Here is a 21,174-nt window from a genome sequence, read left to right as displayed (position 1 = left end):
TTTCTAATTTATGCAATACCAAAAAAGTATCATCATCACCGGCGGAGCTGGTTTTATAGGCAGCCATGTAGTTCGGCTGTTTGTCAATAAATATCCTCATTACCGTATCATTAATTTGGATGCACTCACTTATGCAGGCAATCTCGAAAACCTGAAAGACATTGAGCAGGCCGCCAATTATGTGTTTGCACAAATCAATATTCTGGATGCAGCGGCTTTGCAGCAATGCTTTACCGAATACGGCGTAACCGATGTGATTCACCTGGCTGCCGAAAGCCATGTAGACCGCAGCATACTTAGTCCGTTAGATTTTGTGTACACCAATGTAATTGGCACAGTAAACCTGTTGGAGGCTGCCAAAAAACAATGGGCCAATGCTTTTGAAGGAAAGCGTTTTTACCATGTAAGCACCGATGAAGTATATGGCGCTTTGGGTGACACAGGCTTTTTTACCGAAGACACCCGCTACGATCCGCATTCGCCATACAGTGCCAGCAAGGCCAGCAGCGATCATTTTGTGCGGGCCTACGGCGATACGTACGGCTTGCCCACGGTGATTTCTAACTGCAGCAACAACTACGGGCCCAATCATTTTCCCGAAAAACTGATTCCGCTATTCATCAACAACATCATTCACAACAAACCGCTGCCAGTATATGGCGATGGCGGCTACACCCGTGACTGGTTGTTTGTAAAAGATCATGCCACTGCCATTGATTTGGTGTTTCACCAAGGCAGGCAGCACCATACCTATAATATTGGCGGCTTCAACGAGTGGAAGAACATAGACCTGGTGAAACTGCTGTGCCAGCAAATGGACCAGCGCTTGGGCCGTACACCCGGCACCAGCGAGCAGCTGATTACCTATGTAAAAGACCGGCCCGGCCACGACCGCCGCTATGCCATTGATGCCAGCAAAATCAACAAAGAATTGGGTTGGTATCCCAGCGTTACATTTGAAGAAGGCCTCAGCCAAACCATTGACTGGTACCTGAGCAACAGCGAGTGGCTCAATAATGTAACCAGCGGTGAGTACATGAAATACTACGACACACAGTACAAAAACAGATAACGCAGATTTGAACAACGCATGGAACTGATTGAAACTCCGCTGAAAGATTGCTGGCTCATCAAAAACACCATTATTGGTGATGAAAGAGGGTACTTTCTGGAATCGTTTAACCACCGGAAATTTTCGAACCTCACAGGTTGGGAAGGGCAATTTGTACAAGACAATCAGTCGGCTTCGGGCTACGGTGTGGTGCGGGGCTTACATTTTCAGCGGGGCGAATTTGCACAGGCAAAACTGGTAAGGGTACTGCTGGGTAAAGTGCTCGATGTAGCGGTAGACCTACGCCCCGACAGCCCATCTTACGGCTTGTCTTTTTCGGTAGAGCTCGATGAAAGCAACGAGTACCAGCTGTTTGTACCCCGTGGTTTTGCCCACGGCTTTTCTGTACTTACAGAAAAAGCAGTCTTCTTTTATAAATGCGATAATTATTACAACAAGGCCTCGGAGTCGGGCATTCATCCATTCGACCCCACACTGAATATTCAATGGAAGATTGACCCTGCTACCGCCATCCTTTCAGCAAAAGACAAGGAGGCGCAAAGCTGGCAGCAATACCTGGCCGAATTATAAACACCACAAAAAGCAAGGTTATGAAAGGGATAATATTGGCCGGCGGCTCCGGCACCAGGCTTCACCCCATTACCCGGGGCATCAGCAAGCAGCTTATGCCCGTGTACGACAAGCCGATGATTTACTATCCGCTCAGCATTCTCATGTTAGCCGGCATTCATGAAATCTTAATCATTACCACGCCTGAAGATCAGGCGCAGTTTCAGCGGCTGCTCGGCGACGGTAGCCAGGTAGGCTGCCGCTTTGAGTACGCCGCACAGGAAGTACCCAATGGCCTGGCACAAGCTTTTGTGATTGGCAAAGAGTTTATTGGCAGCGATAAAGTGTGCCTCATTTTGGGCGATAATATTTTTTATGGCAGTAAGCTCAGTACACTGGTCAGTTCATTTACCGATGTAAATGGCGCCGCTGTATTTGCCTACGAAGTAAGCGATCCCGAACGCTATGGCGTGGTAGAGTTTGATGCAGATTTCAACGCCATCAGCATTGAAGAAAAGCCACAGCAACCCAAAAGCAATTATGCAGTTCCCGGTTTGTATTTCTACGATAATGATGTGGTGAACATAGCCGCCAACATCAAGCCCTCACCCCGTGGCGAATACGAAATAACCGACGTAAACAACGAATACCTGCGCCAAGGCACTTTAAAAGTTGGGGTTATGGACCGTGGTACAGCCTGGCTAGATACAGGCACTTTCGACAGCCTGCACGATGCCACCGAGTTTGTACGGGTAATAGAAAAACGACAGGGCCTTAAAATTGGTTGTATAGAAGAAATAGCCTGGCGCAGAGGTTTTATCAACCGCCAGCAGCTTGATTTACTGGGCAATCAACTGGCCAAAAGCGGCTACGGACAATACCTGCTTCGCCTGAAATAGCGTAGCTTTTAGTGCCGTCAAAGCCCTTACATTTGTTTACTCTACGCGTACCCCCTATGAGCAAAACCCTTCATTTTGGCCTGATTGGCTGCGGGAGAATTGCAGCCCGCCATGCCAGTATCATGCAGCAGCATGGTGAATTAATGGCCGTATGCGATATCGACGAGCCACGTGCACTCTCGCTTGCTGCCAGCTACGGAGCCCGGGCATTTGCCCACCACGAACAGATGCTGCAAGCCATGGAAGGCCAGCTCGATGTAGTAGCAGTTTGCTCACCCAATGGGTTGCACCCCATTCACAGTATTCATAGTTTGCAGCACGGCTGCCATGTGCTTTGCGAAAAACCAATGGCTTTTACCCTGAAAGACTCGGAAGCCATGATGGAAACCGCTGCCTTGCACGGCAAAAACCTGTGGGTTGTAAAGCAAAACAGATACAACCCTCCGGTAAAAGCTGTAAAAGAATTGCTGAGTGAAAACAAGCTGGGGCGCATTTTAAGTGTGCAGCTCAATTGCTTTTGGAACCGCCCTGCCAGCTATTACGAACACTCCTGGAAAGGAAGTCTGGAGCTCGACGGAGGTACATTGTACACCCAGTTCAGCCATTTTATAGATCTGCTGGTTTGGTTTTTTGGCCCTTTTGAGCCAGCCCATGTACAACTGGCCAACCTGCAGCACCAAGGCATTATTGAGTTCGAAGATACCGGCATTGTTTCCGGCAAGTTTGCCTGCGGAGCGTTGGGCAGCATACATTATACAGTAAATGCTTACCGCCAAAATATGGAGGGTTCCATCACTATTTTTGGTGAAAAAGGGACCATCAAAATTGGTGGCCAATACCTGAATGAATTGGATTATCAGCAACTGGAAGGTGAACCCATTTCGGGCTTACCTGCCGGCAATCCGCCCAACCAGTACGGCAACTATACGGGCAGCATGAGCAATCACCCCGAAGTGTACGAGGCTTTGGCAGGAGTATTGTTGCAAAACGGACACGGCCAAATGCTCAACACTAGTGCCGAAGCTGCCGCTGCCGTAGCCGTTATCGAAAATATTTATTGCATGGCCGGCCGCAGCTTCACTTCGCTGGTGCCCGGCTTCAACACACTACAGCAACCGCTTGGGCATTAATGCTATATTTGCCCGGTTGGAAAATGGTGCAACGCTGTTTAAGATGCTTGCTTTTCAGCTGGTTGCATACATAATTGCTTATTTTTTTCGTTTGATACACCCACATGAAACTAACTGGCTTTTTCTTGCTGCTCACCTGGCAATTGCTGATTGCTGCCAATGGTATAGCTCAAACACTCAACGCAGAAAACCTGCGCAATATTGAAGTGTCTGCCATAGCAGACGAAGAGATAAAAACCTTTTACAACAAAGCTATTTCCAGCGGCCTTACTGAAGAACAACTTTACACACTGGCGGTGCAGCGGGGTATGCCCGAAGTGCAGATAGCCAAGCTGAGGGCTCGTATAAGTGAGCTTAATTTGGGTAAAACCACCAGCACCAAACCACCAGCATCCATTGGCTCCAATACCGAACGCCAGATAATGCCAGGCATGGCCCGTGCCGCCATGCAGCAACTAAAGCGTGACAGCAGCATTTTTGGTGCCGAGCTGTTTAGTGAGGCCAGCAATGTGTTTGAGCCCAACTATAAAATAGCCACCCCCACGGGCTATACCCTCGGGCCCGGCGATGAATTGCTCATTCAGGTATTTGGCTATAGTGAGCAAGCCTACAGTTTAAAAGTAAATGCCGAAGGCGCCATCTACATTGCCAATGTGGGGCCCATACAAGTAGCCGGTTTGAGTGTAGACGATGCGGGGGCAAAAATTAAAAGCCGGATGGCCGCTACTATTTATAAAGCCATTAAAAGCGGTCAAACCAAAGTAAGTGTTACCCTGGGCAGCATCAGAAGCATACAGGTAGCCGTAATGGGCCAGGCTTCTAAGCCGGGCAATTATACAGTGAGCTCACTCACTACCTTGTTCAACCTGCTGTACTTGTGCGGCGGACCATCTAATGAAGGCAGCTTCCGGCAGATAGAACTGATACGGGGCGACAAAGTGTACCGCAAAGTAGATTTATACAGCTATTTGCTGCGGGGAGATAGAAAAGACAATGTGCTGTTGCAAGATCAGGATATAGTACGTATACCCTACTATAGCAGCCGTGTAGTGATGGAGGGCGAAGTACGCCGTGCCGGAAAATTCGAACTGCTGCCCAATGAAAATATCGACCAGCTGTTTACCTACAGCGGTGGATTTTCCGACAGTGCCTACCGCTCCGCTATCAAGGTTATCCGGATAACGGATACAGGTAGAATACTGGCCGATGTGCCGGCTACTGATTTTGCATCGTTCACCCCTAAGTCAGGCGATGCATTTATAGTAGCAAAAGCACTTGCCAAATACAATAACCGGGTAAGTATACGCGGAGCTGTGTACCGCCCCGGCGATTATGAGTTAAAACCCGGCATGCAGCTTAGTGAGCTCATGGCCAAGGCTGGTGGTATAAAGCCCGATGCCTTTATGGGCCGCGGCATTATAGCCCGCCTGAAAGAAGATCAGACTGCCGCCAGTGTTTCATTTCATGTGGGCAATGTGGCAGCAGGCAAAGAGCTGGTAGCACTTGTAAAAGAAGACATTGTAACCATCTCCAGCATCTTCGATTTAAAAGATGCCCAAACTGTAGAGGTGCAGGGTATGGTGCGGCTGCCCGGCAAGTTTCAGTTCCGGGAAAGTCTTACCATTAAAGATGCCTTGCTGCTGAGCGGTGGCTTTGCTGATGGCGCCGATCCGGCCTCCATCGAAATTTCGCGAAGAATGGCCATGGTAGATGTTTCGTCTGATGAATACCGCCAGGCGGAAGTCATTAAAATTGACTTAAAAGCAGGGTTGGATAAAGGCGGCGATAATGTAGTGCTACAGCCATTCGATGTAATTTCTGTAAGAGCCAAGGGCGGATATGAAAAGCAACGTGCCGTATATGTAATGGGGCAGATAATTACCCCGGGCATTTACCCCTTAGAAAGTTCAAAAGAAACCATTTCTCAAATTATCAACCGGGCTGGCGGTTTTAGGGGTAGTGCAGATAGCAGCTCCATAAGCATTCGGCGCTTGGCTAATTATAGCCTCGGCAATGAAGAGCGGGAAAAAACAGTAGAGCGGCTGCTGATGGTAAACAGAGACAGCCTGCTGGCCGATCCTGAGCTGCGGCGTAAATACCTGAACGATATTGATTTTTTGAGTGTCAATGTCGAAAAAATAAAAAGCAATCCCGGTGGCCCGGAAGACCTGATATTGGAAAATGGCGATGTAATAGAAATAGCCCGTGCCTCAAACCTGGTAAGGGTAAGTGGCGAAGTGTACCGCCCCGGTTTATTACCTTTTGAAGAAGGTGCTTCCGCACATTACTATGTAAAGCGGTCGGGCAATTTTACCAGCAACAGCCGCAAAACAAAAACATTCGTTATTTACCCCGACGGCCGTGCCAAATCGGTGAAACGTTTCTTGTTCATCAAAACCTATCCGGAGGTAACGCCACGGAGCGAAGTATTTATTCCTTCAAAAGACAAGGATGGCAAAAAGGGTTTATCTACCGGCGAATGGATAGCACTCTCTTCTATTGGTGCTACACTGGCTACACTGGTCGTTACTGTAATCAATGCGTTTAAATAGGTTGAACAACAAAAGCAGCAGGCATGTGCGGAATAGCCGGAATAATAGATTTCAAGAGCCGGCCTGTATTGCAGGAAGAGTTGAAGAAAATGACTGATGCCATAGCCCACCGGGGGCCAGATGGCGAAGGTTTTTTTGTAGAAGGTGCAGTTGGTTTTGGTCATCGTCGTCTGTCTATCATTGATCTGAGCAATGCAGCAGCACAACCCATGACCCGCTTTGGGCTCACCATTACCTACAACGGTGAAATTTACAACTACATAGAGCTGCGCAGCGAACTGCAACAGCTGGGTATTGTTTTTACCACACAATCAGATACAGAGGTAATACTGGCAGCCTACCATATGTGGGGCAAAGATTGTGTGCAACGCTTCAATGGCATGTGGGCACTGGCTATTTATGATGCTTCACGCAAAGAGGTTTTTTTAAGCAGAGACAGGTTTGGAGAGAAACCATTGTATTATACCGAACGAAACGGGCAATTCTTGTTTTGTTCTTCTGTTTCCGCATTGTTGGCACCCCACCAATCGCCTGTAGCCAACGCTCAGGTATTGATGAACTATTTGGTACAGGAAAAGGCAGAACCTTTACACCATACCTTTTTTTCAAAATATTACAAGCTTGATGGCGGGCAATCTCTGACTGTGCAGGTACAAACAGGAGCAGTAGAGCTAATTCAGTATTATGTACTCGGTAGCAATCAGCAATCGGAGCTTTGCATGGAGGAAGCTGTTAGTGAACTCCAATCACTAATGCAGCACTCGGTGGAACTAAGGTTGAGAAGCGATGTGGCTATAGGAAGTACACTGAGTGGAGGACTCGATAGCAGTTACATTACATCAATCGCTTCGGCCTTTGTTAAATCGAAACAGGCACCAAATTTTACAGCGTTTTCTGCCGGCACAAGCGAAGCTCAAACCAATGAACTTCCGTATGCCCGATTACTGGCAAACCATTGTGGCATACAACTAAACAGCATTATACCGGGCATTAATGAATACAAAGCAGCAATACCTTCCGTTGTAGCCGCACAGGAAGAACCCATACAATCTTTAAGTGTAGTAATGCAATATACAGTGATGCAACTGGCGCATCGAGCTGGATTTAAAGTGCTCATAGACGGTCAGGGTGCTGATGAATTGTTTCTCGGATATCCCATCCATTTGGGCGTAGTTATGCGGCAACAATCTTTGCTGGGGGCTTTTAAAATTGCTACTCAAAGTGCCGGTCGATTTTCCCTTCCTGCTGCTTTACTGGCCAAAATTGGTTGGTATCATGTCTATCCTTTGCGAAAAGCAGCCCGGCAAATAAATCGTTGGTCATCGGTGTTTTCTGAAGCAGCATTGCAACAGGTAACCAACCATAATATGCAACAAATGGACAATGCCATTAAACAATCGGTACAGGCATTTCAACAATTTGATATCGTATCAGGCAACCTGCCTGCATTGCTCAGGCACGAAGACAGAAATTCCATGGCATTTTCAATTGAAACACGTTTACCCTATCTGGATTACCGACTGGTTGAGTGGGCACTTCAATTGCCTCATCAGCAAAAGCTGCACCATGGGTGGTCGAAATATATTTTGCGTAAAGCCATGCAAGCCAACGTGCCAGCCGCCATTGCATGGCGGAAAGGCAAGATTGGGTTTGAGCCACCGGCAATTGATGATGACATTACAAGGCAGTGGCTGAACCCGGAAATTTTACGAAAAAGGGGATTGAAATTGTTGTCGGGTGCTTCTTTACAACATTTATCTGTAGCTATGCGCTGGCGACTGCTTAGTGTACAACTGTGGGCTGAAGCTTTTGATGTTACATTTGAGTAGTCGGTATGCTGTATAGTTTTTACCAGTCAAAAGCTCTAGACCGATACAAATACATCATTTTTGTTTCAAAAGCCGGAGCAAATTCGGTAAATCTTCAGCACATGCATGTCAACAGCAAAGTCGATAATTATATAATATGCAATCACTGATTCAAAAATTTAGCCTACTGCTCGGGCCTTCATTCGGGTACTTACTTAAGCGCTGGTATTGGATTGTCCTATCAGGCATACTGGTAGGTATACTGGCCATTCTGTTAGCCTGGTTTGCAAAACCCAATTACACTTCACGGCTTACGTTCTCGGTTGACGAAGACAATGGCATTGCCAACAATTTTGGAAGTTTGGCAGCATCTTTCGGGTTAGACTTAGGTTCGCCCGGCGGAGTGTTTGCCGGAGAAAATATTATAGAACTGGTAAAGTCTCGCAGAATTATTGAAGGGGCATTGCTGACTGCTACTGAACACAACGGTAAGCAGCTGCCACTGGTAGAATATTATTTGCAGCAAAGCCCCGAAGAAGGTAAAAAGAAAAGACCGGTCTACACACTGCAACAGCCTCGCAATACCTATTCCAGAGAGCAGGACAGCCTGTTGGGTGTGATTTACAAAGGATTGGCTGAGGGCGGTTTATATGTGGGTAAAATCGATAAAAAACTCAGCATCATAGAAATTCAGGTAACGGCCGGCAATGAAAAGTTTTCGAAAGAATTTACGGAGAACCTGATGGCAGAAATTTCGCGTTTTTATGTAGACAGTAAAACATCCAGAAGCAGAAATAATGTGGCGCTTCTGCAAAAGAAAGCGGACTCTATCAGAACTGTTTTATATGGTTCTATTGCTGCCAGAGCGGCTATTATGGATGCAAATATGAATCCAACCTTTCAGGCTCCAATGGCAGGCGTACAACGTAAGCAAACCGATATGGCTGTGCTGACAGCTGCGTATGGCGAAATTTTAAAAAACCTGGAAGGTGCCAAGTATGCTTTAGCAAAAGAAACGCCCTTAGTACAAATTATTGATGTACCCATTTATCCGTTGAAAAAGAAAAAACCAAGCCGTTTAATTTATGGACTGGCAGGCGGCATCATTGGCTCGCTTTGTGCTTTGTTTTTCTTTTATTTTTCACTGTTGCTTAGTGCCCAAGGCGCAACAGAAAGGAAACAACTGGTAGAATTGTAATTGCCAAAATAAATGGCGCCACAATTGGCCTAAACATGAATAATATTAGCCGGGTAATTTTGCTGCTTTTCATCACAGTTAGCTTTTGTACATACACGCATGCACAAAAGCTGCTAATGGCTATGGAAAATTTGCCTCCTGCAGTAAAAGCATTTCAGAAAAAGCAAAATATAAAATCCATCCCGATTTTATATGCATCCGATTTTGACCCAGAAGATGATGGCGTAGCCGACGAAGTAATGTTGCACAACGCTATACATCGTAAAATACCTGACAGTAATTATCAGGGCATTGCAGTAATTGATTGGGAAGATCCTGGTTTTCCTTTGCTGGAAAAAGGAGATGTACAATCAACAGCATTTCAGCAAACTATAGCAAAATACCTTCGAGTGTTACAGTTGTGCAAGCAGGCAAGGCCCAAAGCCAGTTGGGGTTATTATGGTATTCCTTTCACCAGTTATTGGGATAGCGCAACAGTGCTAAACATAAACAAACGCATAGATCCTTTGATTAATGCTGTGGATGTATTACTGCCAAGCTTATACAATTATTATCCAGACAACACACCACAAACAAATAATAAAGCCTATTACACTGCAAACGCCATGGCTATGGCTGCAATGGCAAAAGAAAACCAAAAGCAGTGCTATATTTTCATATGGCATCGTTATCATCCTTCTAATCAGGATGTTGGCTTGCAGCTTTTGCCAAAGACCGTTTTTGCAAGGCACATTCAATGGATGAAAACAGCAGCATCCCCGCTATCTTTTGATGGCTTTATTTGGTGGGGTGCTGATGATTATTACTTTAAAACGGGGAGTGTTGCAATACAAAAAGAAGCAGGCACTATTCCATTTGACAAACATTGGTCTAATACCATTATAAGCTATGGGCAAATGATAAAAAAGCAATTGAATTAATAGGCAAATACAATAGAAAATTGATTGGCAATACAACATATAAGGCTGTAGCAGTAACCGAAGAAAACCAACAATTAGAGGCTTTTTTTTCGATATTTTTTTTATCCCTTTTTTTTGCTTATCCGCTGTCTACTTTCCTGAGCAAGTATTTGCTTCCTTCTTCAAATATCATATCTGTTTTGGCCAGAACCTGGGTGCTCATACTCGGGCTTAAAGCCATTCATCTGAATATGAAGTGGAAGAAAGGCTTGTACGGATTGCCTTTTTTGCTGTTCTTGTTTTTCTGGTGTATTTATTGTGTTCGAATAGCACATGATACTTTATTGAGTGCAGATGAACTTGGCTCAAGCCCTGCATTGTATTTCAACTTTGCTATTTTGCTCAGTTTTATTACCAGCATTGGTTGTTTTACTAAAGTTGCATTTTGGAAGTGGCGGCATTTTCATAAATCACTGCTGGTTATACTGGTTAGCTTGAATGCGCTGATTTTTATAAGTGTGATTACGGCCCCTACAGATTATATTATTGAACGTGGATTCCGGTTTGAAGGCAATGAAAGATTAAACCCGATTACATCGGGAATGATTGCAGCTTTTTTACTGGTATTCATTTTTGTAAAAGTTTATAATGGTCAGATAACGGCTAAATCGGCCTGGTTTTATTTACTGCTTGCGGCATTAAGCGGCGTAAACCTTGTAACAACACTTTCAAAAGGACCAATACTTTTTGCTGTACTGAGCATGCTGCTGGTATTGTTGCGATTGGTATCTAAGGGGGCTATAAAAAAACTACTGGTAATAGCTATGGGAGTGCTGGGCATTGCTGCAATTATGAATTACTTTGGAATAGTTGATATTGTAGGCCTTGTATTAGAGCGGTTTATAGGTATTGGAGAAAGAGATGATAGTACTGCTGAACGACTAATGCTGTATAACAATGCATGGAAACAATTTTTATCATCACCGCTTACAGGCGATTTTTTGGAGGAACGTATTTTGAGAATTTACCCCCACAATATGATTCTGGAATCATTGATGGCGCTTGGCATTTTCGGTGGCTTGTTGTTTATGCTGTACTATTTTATCAGCGGGTTAAGACTGGCAACGGTACTGCTTCGTACCAATGTTCATATTGTTTCGCTCATTATTTTTTACGGGTTTATTTCCAGCATGATTAGTGGTAGCCTTAGTATGGGGCCGGAAATTTGGTATTGCTTTGCTTTTGCACATGTTTTTTATTATCAGTACACGCTCAAAAAACAGCAGCTATTGCCAGTACAAAACCATATTTCTGATACCTGAACGTGCCAGCATATAAGCCACTTGTGCAAATGATTATCTGCTTTTAGCTCAATGAATACTACGAATGCTCTCTAAAATAAAAAATGAAATACTCCATGGAAAGCTGAGGCAGGAAATCAGCACTTCCCCTTTTGTAAAAAGGTTTTTTGGAGTATTTATTTTAGATGTACTGGCAAAGGGGTCGATGTTTCTTTTTTTGCCACTGTACCTGAGGCTTATGTCTAAAGATGAGTTTGGCACATTCTCATATTTGATATTCATTATCATGAATATTGCATACTTCATAAAGCTGGGTATGGATACTGCTCAAGCGAAGCTTTACTATGATTACGAAGGGGCAGATCGAAAAAAGCTATTGTTCAACATTAACCTGCTCACGTTTGCGGTTTTTATATTGTTATATGGTGGATTAATGTTGTCTGGTTTGGATGATGCTTTGTTTCAAAAGATTGGTGTGGAGCAAACGGTATATCATGCATCCCGGTGGTTTGTGGTGTTGTATGTATTTGCATTTATTCAGCAAATCATGCTTCAATCTTATCTGGTGGCCGATAATAAAGCGGGCAAGTTTCAGTTGTACAATTTAGTAAAAGTGCTGGCTATGAGTATTGGCTCATTATTGGTGTTATACTATGTGGCTACCAATAAAATCAGCAACCGGTTGTTGGTTGAATCTTTGTCCGCAGTGTTGGTCTTTACTCCGCTTACAGTTTATTTCATCAGGCAAATGAAGCCGGTTATCGACTGGCAAATACTTCGCAAATCTTTACAGATTGGTTTACCAATGCTGGGTAGCGTATTTGTTGGTTTTGTGTACAGCTTTGTAGATAAGTATTACCTCCAAAAAACACATGGGTTTGGAGATGTAGCGGTGTATAGTCTTGCTATTTTTCTTACCACCCCAGTCAATCTTATTTTCAGTTCTTTCAATTTGCTGTGGTTTTCCAAATTTTATCAGGAAAAAAATGCAGTACGCAATTACAAGCAAACCAAGAAAGTTTACCTGCTCATGCTGGCCGCTTTTTCATTGTTGTTTGTTGGCCTTTGGGTTGCCGTTGTGCTTGCTGTAAAGTACCGGTTGATTGATGAATCTTACCAGCAGGTGGCTGTGTTGTTGCCTTTCATTTTTTACTATAAAGTGCTGGAAAGTTTGTCAAACCTGTATACAAACTTTTTGGTGCAGGGTGAGCAAACCAAGTTGATATTTCGCATCACCATGATCATCAGCGGTATGGCATGGCTTTCTTTTGCATGGCTCATACCTGCGTACGGCTATGTAGCGGCCGCCATTATATTGTTTGTAATGGAACTGATACGTACCGGATGCCTTGTTTTTTTTGCACGTAAAATTGTATTTGGAAATGCATCGGCATTGATGCATAAAGATGGAGGGTTACCGTGAAGCCACAAGAAGTGCTCATTTTTCATAACATTCTTTGGAGCCATTACACAGGAGTTGTATTTGGCCATTTGTCAGCGGAGCTTTGCAAGCACAAGGGTAGTTTGTTTGTGGTGCATGTGGCCGATTCAATGGAAAGCAGAAAGGGTATTGGTGAAGTAGATAACAGGTATCATCAATATCCTTATAAGGTGCTCTTTCCGGGGGCAATTGAGCAGGCCGGAAAATGGAAACAACTGCTGGCCGGTATCAAAATATTCACGGCCTCTAAGGCTACCGATGTGATGGTATTTGGTTACGATCTTCCCATTTATGTGTTGGCAATTATACTGTCGCCGCTCTTGGGCAAACGCCTGCATATAGTGGCAGATGCAACAGCATACGACCGTGCCCGGCAACCTTGGAAAGAAAAGTTGAAAGCATTGCTGCTACGAAGGGCTGCTACAGTTATTTGTTATGGGCAGGCGCATCGGCAATACCTGATGTCGTTAGGCGTACCTGCCACTAAAATTGCCATTCGCTTGCAGGCTACAGATAATGAACAAGTGCGGCAATTGTATCAGCAATGGCAACAGGCACAAGCCCCTGCTTTACCACCTGCTCAACGCAGTTTTATTTTTATAGGCAGGTTAATTGAAGAAAAAAACCTTTTTACCCTGCTACAAGCTTTTGCGCAACTCAAGAGCAACTGGGTACTAAAAATAGTAGGCAGTGGAGTGCAGGAGCCATTGCTAAAAGCGTATTGTGAAACGCATGCTATACAAAATGTACAGTTCATGGGTGCATTGGCTTTAGCAGATGCGGTAACTGTGTTAGCAGCGTCGGATGTATTGGTGTTGCCGAGTGTGTCAGAAACCTGGGGCCTGGTAGTAAATGAGGCCATGCTCTGCGAAAAGCCGGTCATTGTTTCGCATCATTGTGGCTGTGCGCTGGAGTTGGTTCAGCATGGGCACAATGGGTATATTATCAATCCTAACGATGTAGATGATTTAGCCGCTGCCATGCAAAAGTTCGTTTCGGGCGAAGCCGATGTAAAAGCTATGGGGGCGGCATCGCTGGCTATTGTAAAAGATTTTACACCAGAAAAAGCGGCATCGCAGATATTTGCGGCTATATCAGAAAATTGATTTTGCTGCATGGCACACCTTATTTCGCTGCTTACCAATACCGATGCAAGGGGCAACCTTACGGTCATCGAAAAAATTTTTCCTTTCGATATCAAACGCATTTTTTACATCTATGGGGTCGATAGTTCCGTTCGTGGTAAGCACCGGCATCATCTTACCCGTCAGGCAGCTATTTGTATAAAAGGTTCATGCAGGGTTTCTAATCAATCGGGCAAGGGTATGCCAGTGCAAGAATTTATACTCGATCAACCTTCTGTTTGCCTCATGATTGAACCGGAAGATTTTCATTGGATGGATCAATTTTCGCCCGATGCCATACTCATGGTACTGGCTTCTGAATACTACGACCCCAAGGATTATATATTTGAGCCTTATGAGTAATCTCCATATCCCCTACGAAGATCTCAGAAAGGTGAACGAACCTTTTGAGGCGGAGTACCGGCAGGTGTTTGATACATTGCTTCAATCGGGGTGGTACATATTGGGACAGCAGGTGCAGCAATTTGAGCAACAGTTTGCCAGCTATTGCGGCGTACAGCACTGCGTAGGTGTAGCCAATGGGTTAGATGCACTGATACTGGCACTGAAAGCCTTGAACCTGCATCCCGGCTCAGAAGTATTGGTACCTTCCAATACCTACATTGCTACCATACTGGCAGTAACGCAGCTGGGTTTAAAACCTGTATTGGTAAGCCCCGATATAAGAACCTACAATATTGACCCCACTTGTATTGAAGCCAGCATAACCCCAAATACAAAAGCCATACTTGTAGTGCATTTGTATGGTAAGTGCTGCAATATGCAGCCCATCATGGAGTTGGCCAATAAGCATGGTTTATACGTGGTGGAAGATTGTGCACAGGCACATGGCGCTACTTATTTCGGGCAAATGACCGGCACGTTCGGGCACGCCAGTGGCTTTAGTTTTTACCCCACAAAAAACCTGGGCGCACTGGGCGATGCTGGTGCAGTAACTACCAACGATGCAACAATAGCCGATGCTATAAAAATGCTGCGCAATTACGGAAGCCGCACCAAGTATTACAATGAAGTAGTAGGGGTAAACTCCAGGCTGGATGAAATGCAGGCCGCTTTTCTCAACATCAAGCTGCAACACCTCAATGCTATTACGCAGCACAAACAGTTGCTGGCTGCATTTTATTTGAAACATTTACATCCCTCACTTATACTGCCGGTGGTAGAAGAGGGCTATATAGATGTGTACCATATTTTCAACATCCGTACTGCTAAAAGAGACGCATTAAAAAGCTATTTGTTAGAAAACGGGATTAAAACAGAAATACACTACCCGGTGGCCCCTCATGCTCAAAAAGCTATGAAGGGAATATTAGACGGACAATACTGCCCCATTGCTGAAGAAATTCATAGCACCACATTGAGTTTGCCCATTTCTTTTGGAACCTCTTTGCAAGAAGCCCGCATTGTAGTTGAATTTGTAAACCGCTTTATCAATCAGCATCAGGCATGAAATTAAAGCACTACAGTTTTTTTAATTCTGGTGTAAAAGCCATCAACACCCGGGATAACTGGGATAGTGTAAGGCTTGATGAATCGGAGCCGGATTACTATATACCCACCACTATAGATGCTTATGAGCAGCTGCCAAGTGTTGCCAATAGTAAGCCTTTAGCAAAATGGATGGCCAACCAAATGGCATTGGTACATTCCAATGTTATGTACTCAATTGGTTGCGGCGTGGCCTATGTGGAGTACAACGTAAAAAAGACTGCAGGCATTCGTGTGGTGGTGTCAGACTTTACGCCATCGGTGATGCGCCTGCAGGCATTGCAGGTGTTTGATGAAGTTGTTGAACTGGATATTACTAACCAAGACCCTGCAATTTCACCCGGTACGGTGGTGTATTTGGGCCGGATAGATACAGAACTTACCGATGCACAACTGGAGCAAATTTTCGCCCGGTTGCATCGGCTGAAGGTGCAACATATTTGTATGGTACCTGCGCAATTGCTTACCCCCAAAGCAGCAATTATAGAAGCTTATATTTTTCTGAAAAGCATACTTCAACGGCGCCCCCGGACTTTTTGTGGCTACAACCGGTCACTCGGATTATTCCGAAAGCTGGCAGCCCGGTATTTTCAACTTACTTTTCATATGATAGAAGGTAAACCGGTGTTTTGGCTGTACAAAAAAGATTAGCATGTTACATTTCTGTACCTATTTCGATAGTGGTTTTTTACCGAAGGGCTTAGCCCTCATCGATTCCTTAAAAGCCCACACCCCCGAGTTTTCAATAACAGTATTGGCACTGGATGATAAGGCTTATACCGAATTGGAAAAACGCAACGACCCTGTGGTAGAACTCATCAGTCTGCAGGAGTATAAAACGTATTTCGATATCGACGTGTTGAAGTATGCCGATAAAAAACAGTTTTACTTTTCCATCACCCCCAATATCTGCCTGTATCTTTTTGAAACAAGGCCCAATCTCACCCGCCTTTTTTACCTCGATGCCGACTTGTATTTTTTGCAATCTGCCGATGTTTTACTGCAAGAAATGGGAGAACACAGCATACTAATCTGTTCACATCACTTCAACCCGCTACATCAGCTAATTGCCACTCATTATGGTCACTTTAATGTAGCCATCAATGGGTTTGTAAAAAATGAGGAAGGTCTGAAATGCCTGCGTAGCTGGAAGCAGGATTGTGAAAGCTGGTACCCGGGTATGCCGGGCTATCCACACAGTTTTTTCAGCGATCAAATTTTTTTAGACAAATGGCCGGGCCTGTACCCGTCACTAAAAATTGTAACGAATAAATGTATCGATGTAGCCCCTTGGAACCTCAATAATATCCGCATTACCCGGCGCAACGGAACTTTTTTGGCCAATGGTAAACCATTGGTGGTGTTTCATTTTTCTTCGTTAATGAAAACAGGGGCAACAAGCTGGCATACCAATACCGCTAAGTTTTTTGTCTCTATAAAAGCGGATGTACTGGCATTGTATAAGCAGTACATCAACCAAATTGAAGGCTATGGCTACGAAAACCGCATTGTACAAACACTGAATTTTAAAGCAGGAAGTTTGAGGCGATTGGTACAAAAAGTATCTGGCAAACTGTTTAATGAATTTGTGGAAGTATAAAGACATGTCAGATTAGAGGCAGAAATAATTCATACCCCATAAAGGGGATGATGCTGTATGGAGTCGCTGCCTATCTTTACGCCCCAAATTCTACCGCATCGGGCAACTGAAAAGATGACACTCAGACGGTCGTCCTGTATTGAATCATAAAAAACTCATGGCAACAAAGCACTCTATATTGCTCACAGGTGGCGCAGGTTTTATTGGTACACACATACTTTCCATGTTTCCTGACACGCAATTTGTAGTAGCCGATATTCAGTCGTCACAGCAAATTCTACCAAATACCATTTATATAAAAGCAGATGTAAGAAACGAAACCGACATGCGGCCCATATTTGAGCAGCATCGTTTCGATTGTGTGTTGCACCTGGCTGCAGCCCACAAAGATTTTGGCATTGAACAAGAAGAATATTTTGAAGTTAACGAAAATGGCACTGCCTTGGTAAGTCAGTTGGCAGGTGAGTATGGTATCAAAAAGTTCATTTTCTATTCTTCTGTAGCTGTTTATGGAGATAGTGCAACGCCTACCAACGATAAAACCTTGCCCCATCCAAGCAATGATTACGGAGCGTCCAAGCTAGCGGCCGAGCAGGTACTTAGCCGCTGGTGGCAGCAAGATGAGAGCCGTACCATCATCATAATTCGGCCGGCACTCGTTTTTGGCGAAGGCAATGTGGCCAATATGTTTCGGTTGATTGATCAAATCAACAAAGGATTATACTTCAACGTAGGCAAAGGAGATAATATCAAATCCATAGCTTATGTAAAAAACCTGGTAGAAGTAACATGGTACCTGATGCAATTTAAAGGTAGCGGCATTCATATCTACAACTACGCCGATCAGCCACACCTGCGTACCGCCGAAATTGGCCTTACCATAGCCGCTGCTTTAGGTAAGCCCAAGCCCAAAAGTATTCCCATGGGCTTACTGCTCATGATGGCCAAACCATTTGACCTGCTTATAAAATTGTCGGGCAAAGACCTGCCGATTTCCAGCCACCGGGTAAAAAAATATGGTACTCAAACCTATCATCAGGCACAACAAATTTTTGCCGACGGCTTCAAGCCAAAATACACCACACAAGAAGGATTGGCAAAAATGGTAGCCTGGTATAAAGAAAGTGTTCAAAAAAACGGTAAATAGCAAGGAATCAAACATGACTGTATCCATAATTACCGTTTGTTTCAATAGTGGCCAAACCATTGCCGATACCCTGCAAAGCATTCGTGACCAGGATTATCCATTTATAGAATCCGTAGTGGTAGACGGAGGCTCAACAGACAATACCATGGCCATTGTACAACGGTATGCCGATGTTGTAACCACTTCCATATCCGAGCCCGATAAAGGCATTTATGACGCCATGAACAAAGGCTTAGCCATGGCAAAAGGAGATGTGATAGGCATATTAAACTCCGATGATTTGCTGGCAGATACGCAGAGCATAAGCCGGGTTGTTCAAGCTTTTTCTCATCAGGCATGTGATTGTGTGTACGCCGATTTGGTGTATGTAGATCAGACTGATACCAACAAAGTGGTTCGCTATTGGAAATCGGGCAAGGGTACCGCCAAAGACTTCTATTATGGATGGATGCCACCACATCCTACTTTTTATGTCTCCCGTCGTGTGTTGGAGCAATGTGGTAAGTACGACCTGCGTTTTCCCGTTGCTTCGGACTATGAGTATATGCTTCGGCTAATCGTTAAGCATCAGCTCACAGTCAGCTATATTCCACATGTTTTGGTAAAAATGCGAATGGGCGGATATTCCAACCATTCTGTCAACAACCGTAAGCGTTCTTTTTTCGAAAATCACGAAGCTTGGAGGGTAAATGGTTTGAAACCATATTTCTTTACAGTCTGGTTTAAAATAGCCCGCAAATTCAAACAGTATCTTGCAAAACCTTGAAAAGCATACAAGTAATTATAACCTTACCGCCTACCTCATGAAAACAGCACTCATCACCGGCATCACCGGGCAAGACGGCGCTTATCTGGCCGAATTATTACTCAGCAAAGGCTACTACGTACATGGCGTAAAACGCCGCAGCTCCATGTTCAATACCGATAGAATTGACCATCTCTATCAGGATCCTCATGAATCTAACGTGCAGTTTAAGCTGCATTACGGCGACCTTACCGATAGCACCAACCTCATTCGGATAATACAGGAAGTGCAGCCCGACGAAATTTATAATCTGGCTGCGCAAAGCCATGTAAAAGTGAGCTTTGAAACACCGGAGTACACCGCCAATGCCGACGCCATAGGCGCCCTGCGTATTCTGGAAGCCATCCGCATTTTGGGCCTTACCAAAAAAACGAAGTTTTATCAGGCCAGCACCAGCGAACTCTACGGTCTGGTGCAGGAAGTGCCCCAGTCTGAGCGGACGCCTTTCTATCCCCGTTCACCATATGCGGTGGCAAAATTGTATGCCTACTGGATAACGGTAAACTACCGCGAAGCCTACGGCATGTTTGCCATGAATGGCATCCTGTTCAACCACGAAAGTCCGCTGCGGGGCGAAACCTTTGTAACCCGCAAAATAACCCGCGGTGTAGCCCGCATTGCCTTGGGCATGCAGGATAAAATCTTTTTGGGCAACCTCGAAGCGCAACGCGACTGGGGCCATGCCAAAGATTATGTAGAAGCCATGTACCTGATGCTGCAGCAAGAAACAGCGGAAGATTATGTGGTGGCCACCGGCATTACCACTACCGTTCGGGAGTTTGTACGCATGGCATTTGCCGAAGCTGGTATCGAACTCGAATTCAGCGGCAGCGGTGCCGACGAAAAAGCAGTGGTGAAAGCCGTAGCATCGCCCGACATTAAAGTGCAGCCCGGTACAGTAGTTGTGGCTATTGATGCCGCTTACTATCGCCCAACCGAAGTAGACCTGCTGATTGGCGACCCTACCAAGGCCAAAACGCAACTCGGCTGGCAGCCCAAATACGATTTGCCGGCATTGGTAAAAGAAATGGTAGCCAGCGATCTGGCTTTGTTTCGCCGCGAAAAGTTGCTGAAAGACCAAGGCTTTCAGGTGTTAAATCAGTACGAATAAACCGCCGCCAACAGCATGGAAAAGCAAGCGAAAATTTTTGTGGCCGGTCATCGGGGGCTGGTGGGTTCGGCTATTTGTAAAAAACTACAGGAAGATGGCTACAGCAATTTGGTGCTGCGTACATCTGCCGAATTAGACCTGCGCCAGCAGGATGCAGTGGCAGCATTTTTTGCCACCGAAAAACCGGAGTATGTATTTGTAGCAGCAGCCAAAGTGGGTGGCATCATTGCCAACAGCACTTACCCCGCCGAGTTTTTGTACCAAAATCTGGCCATTCAAAACAACATCATTCACCAGGCTTATGTGCATGGTGTAAAAAAGTTGTTGTTCCTCGGTTCAAGCTGTATTTACCCCAAGCTTTGTCCACAACCTATAAAAGAAGAATACCTGCTGACAGGCCCGCTGGAGCCTACCAACGATGCCTACGCCATTGCCAAAATAGCGGGCATTAAAATGTGTGATGCCTATCGGCAGCAGTACGGTTGTCATTTTATTTCGGCCATGCCTACCAATATGTATGGGCCCAACGACAATTTCGATTTGCAAAACAGCCACGTACTACCGGCACTCATTCGCAAAATGCACACTGCCAAAGTAACTGGCCAACCCCATGTAACCATTTGGGGCACGGGCACACCCAAGCGGGAGTTTTTGCAAAGCGATGATTTGGCAGCCGCCTGCTTGCACCTGATGCTGCATTTTGATGAACCAGGCCCCATCAACATTGGCACCGGCGAAGACCTCAGCATTGCCGAGCTGGCGCAAATGGTAAAAGAAGTGGTAGGCTTTGAAGGCCAACTTGAATTTGATACCAGCAAGCCCGACGGCACACCCCGCAAACTGTTGGATGTGAGCCGCATTCACGCCTTGGGTTGGAAACATAAAATTGAACTTCGCGACGGCATCAGCGAGGTGTATGCACTGGTAAAGCCAGTTTTAAGTTAACGTGTGCTCATTGTTACAGCCGCTAAAAGGCAAGGTTGTATTTTTGCCGACTTCGTTCATGTGCAGTCGTTAGCCTGGTGATAA

General features: G+C 45.0%; 19 protein-coding genes. All 19 read left to right on the top strand.

Features of this window, described 5'->3' with window-relative positions; genetic code table 11:
- Positions 1–10 precede the first annotated feature (10 nt).
- The 19 genes from rfbB (at position 11) to V7Q13_RS07145 (ending at position 21,090) form a co-directional block, all read left to right on the top strand.
- The gene (gene rfbB / locus V7Q13_RS07235) at positions 11–1,072 is read left to right on the top strand and encodes a dTDP-glucose 4,6-dehydratase (protein WP_333800013.1); all 1,062 of its coding nucleotides are present in this window, start codon (positions 11–13) and stop codon (positions 1,070–1,072) included.
- Positions 1,073–1,090: 18 nt separating this feature from the next.
- Complete coding sequence (rfbC, locus tag V7Q13_RS07230) at positions 1,091–1,642, top strand: dTDP-4-dehydrorhamnose 3,5-epimerase (RefSeq protein WP_333800012.1); 552 nt, start codon at positions 1,091–1,093, stop codon at positions 1,640–1,642.
- Positions 1,643–1,662: 20 nt separating this feature from the next.
- Complete coding sequence (gene rfbA / locus V7Q13_RS07225) at positions 1,663–2,520, top strand: glucose-1-phosphate thymidylyltransferase RfbA (RefSeq protein ID WP_333800011.1); 858 nt, start codon at positions 1,663–1,665, stop codon at positions 2,518–2,520.
- Positions 2,521–2,576: 56 nt separating this feature from the next.
- Positions 2,577–3,650 (top strand): Gfo/Idh/MocA family protein, encoded by a 1,074-nt coding sequence (locus V7Q13_RS07220; RefSeq protein ID WP_333800010.1) that lies wholly within the window; start codon positions 2,577–2,579, stop codon positions 3,648–3,650.
- Positions 3,651–3,754: 104 nt separating this feature from the next.
- Entirely contained in the window at positions 3,755–6,202 is a 2,448-nt protein-coding gene (locus tag V7Q13_RS07215) for an SLBB domain-containing protein (protein ID WP_333800009.1), read from the top strand.
- A 23-nt stretch (positions 6,203–6,225) separates the two neighbouring features.
- Positions 6,226–8,031, top strand: a complete 1,806-nt coding sequence (gene asnB, locus V7Q13_RS07210) for an asparagine synthase (glutamine-hydrolyzing) (protein ID WP_333800008.1) — start codon at positions 6,226–6,228, stop codon at positions 8,029–8,031.
- A gap of 136 nt (positions 8,032–8,167) precedes the next feature.
- Entirely contained in the window at positions 8,168–9,208 is a 1,041-nt protein-coding gene (locus V7Q13_RS07205) for a Wzz/FepE/Etk N-terminal domain-containing protein (RefSeq protein WP_333800007.1), read from the top strand.
- Between the two features lie 122 nt (positions 9,209–9,330).
- Positions 9,331–10,128, top strand: coding sequence for a hypothetical protein (locus V7Q13_RS07200; RefSeq protein WP_333800006.1), 798 nt, complete (start codon positions 9,331–9,333; stop codon positions 10,126–10,128).
- A 230-nt stretch (positions 10,129–10,358) separates the two neighbouring features.
- On the top strand, positions 10,359–11,429 hold the full coding sequence (locus V7Q13_RS07195; RefSeq protein WP_333800005.1) for an O-antigen ligase family protein: 1,071 nt from the start codon (positions 10,359–10,361) through the stop codon (positions 11,427–11,429).
- Between the two features lie 265 nt (positions 11,430–11,694).
- Positions 11,695–12,831 (top strand): lipopolysaccharide biosynthesis protein, encoded by a 1,137-nt coding sequence (locus tag V7Q13_RS07190; protein ID WP_333800004.1) that lies wholly within the window; start codon positions 11,695–11,697, stop codon positions 12,829–12,831.
- Positions 12,828–13,955 (top strand): glycosyltransferase family 4 protein, encoded by a 1,128-nt coding sequence (locus V7Q13_RS07185; protein ID WP_333800003.1) that lies wholly within the window; start codon positions 12,828–12,830, stop codon positions 13,953–13,955. The genes V7Q13_RS07190 and V7Q13_RS07185 overlap by 4 nt, the downstream gene beginning before the upstream one ends.
- Positions 13,956–13,964: 9 nt before the next feature.
- On the top strand, positions 13,965–14,336 hold the full coding sequence (locus V7Q13_RS07180) for a sugar 3,4-ketoisomerase (protein WP_333800002.1): 372 nt from the start codon (positions 13,965–13,967) through the stop codon (positions 14,334–14,336).
- Positions 14,329–15,444, top strand: a complete 1,116-nt coding sequence (locus V7Q13_RS07175) for a DegT/DnrJ/EryC1/StrS family aminotransferase (RefSeq protein WP_333800001.1) — start codon at positions 14,329–14,331, stop codon at positions 15,442–15,444. The genes V7Q13_RS07180 and V7Q13_RS07175 overlap by 8 nt, the downstream gene beginning before the upstream one ends.
- A complete protein-coding gene (locus V7Q13_RS07170) occupies positions 15,441–16,133 on the top strand; it encodes a hypothetical protein (protein ID WP_333800000.1) in 693 nt (230 codons plus the stop codon). The genes V7Q13_RS07175 and V7Q13_RS07170 overlap by 4 nt, the downstream gene beginning before the upstream one ends.
- 1 nt (position 16,134) lies before the next feature.
- Positions 16,135–17,082, top strand: a complete 948-nt coding sequence (locus V7Q13_RS07165; protein ID WP_333799999.1) for a hypothetical protein — start codon at positions 16,135–16,137, stop codon at positions 17,080–17,082.
- A gap of 157 nt (positions 17,083–17,239) precedes the next feature.
- On the top strand, positions 17,240–18,229 hold the full coding sequence (locus tag V7Q13_RS07160) for an NAD-dependent epimerase/dehydratase family protein (RefSeq protein ID WP_333799998.1): 990 nt from the start codon (positions 17,240–17,242) through the stop codon (positions 18,227–18,229).
- A gap of 13 nt (positions 18,230–18,242) precedes the next feature.
- Positions 18,243–18,995, top strand: a complete 753-nt coding sequence (locus V7Q13_RS07155; RefSeq protein WP_333799997.1) for a glycosyltransferase family 2 protein — start codon at positions 18,243–18,245, stop codon at positions 18,993–18,995.
- Positions 18,982–20,145, top strand: a complete 1,164-nt coding sequence (gene gmd, locus V7Q13_RS07150) for a GDP-mannose 4,6-dehydratase (protein ID WP_333799996.1) — start codon at positions 18,982–18,984, stop codon at positions 20,143–20,145. Before V7Q13_RS07155 ends, gmd begins: the two co-directional genes overlap by 14 nt.
- 15 nt (positions 20,146–20,160) lie before the next feature.
- Positions 20,161–21,090, top strand: coding sequence for a GDP-L-fucose synthase family protein (locus tag V7Q13_RS07145; RefSeq protein WP_333799995.1), 930 nt, complete (start codon positions 20,161–20,163; stop codon positions 21,088–21,090).
- The last annotated feature ends 84 nt before the right edge of the window (positions 21,091–21,174 follow it).

Origin of the sequence: Phnomibacter sp., from assembly GCF_036803085.1 — a bacterium.
Classification (GTDB): Bacteria; Bacteroidota; Bacteroidia; order Chitinophagales; family Chitinophagaceae; genus Phnomibacter.
Note: the sequence above shows the minus strand (reverse complement) of the source record. Positions and strands in the feature narration are given on the sequence as shown.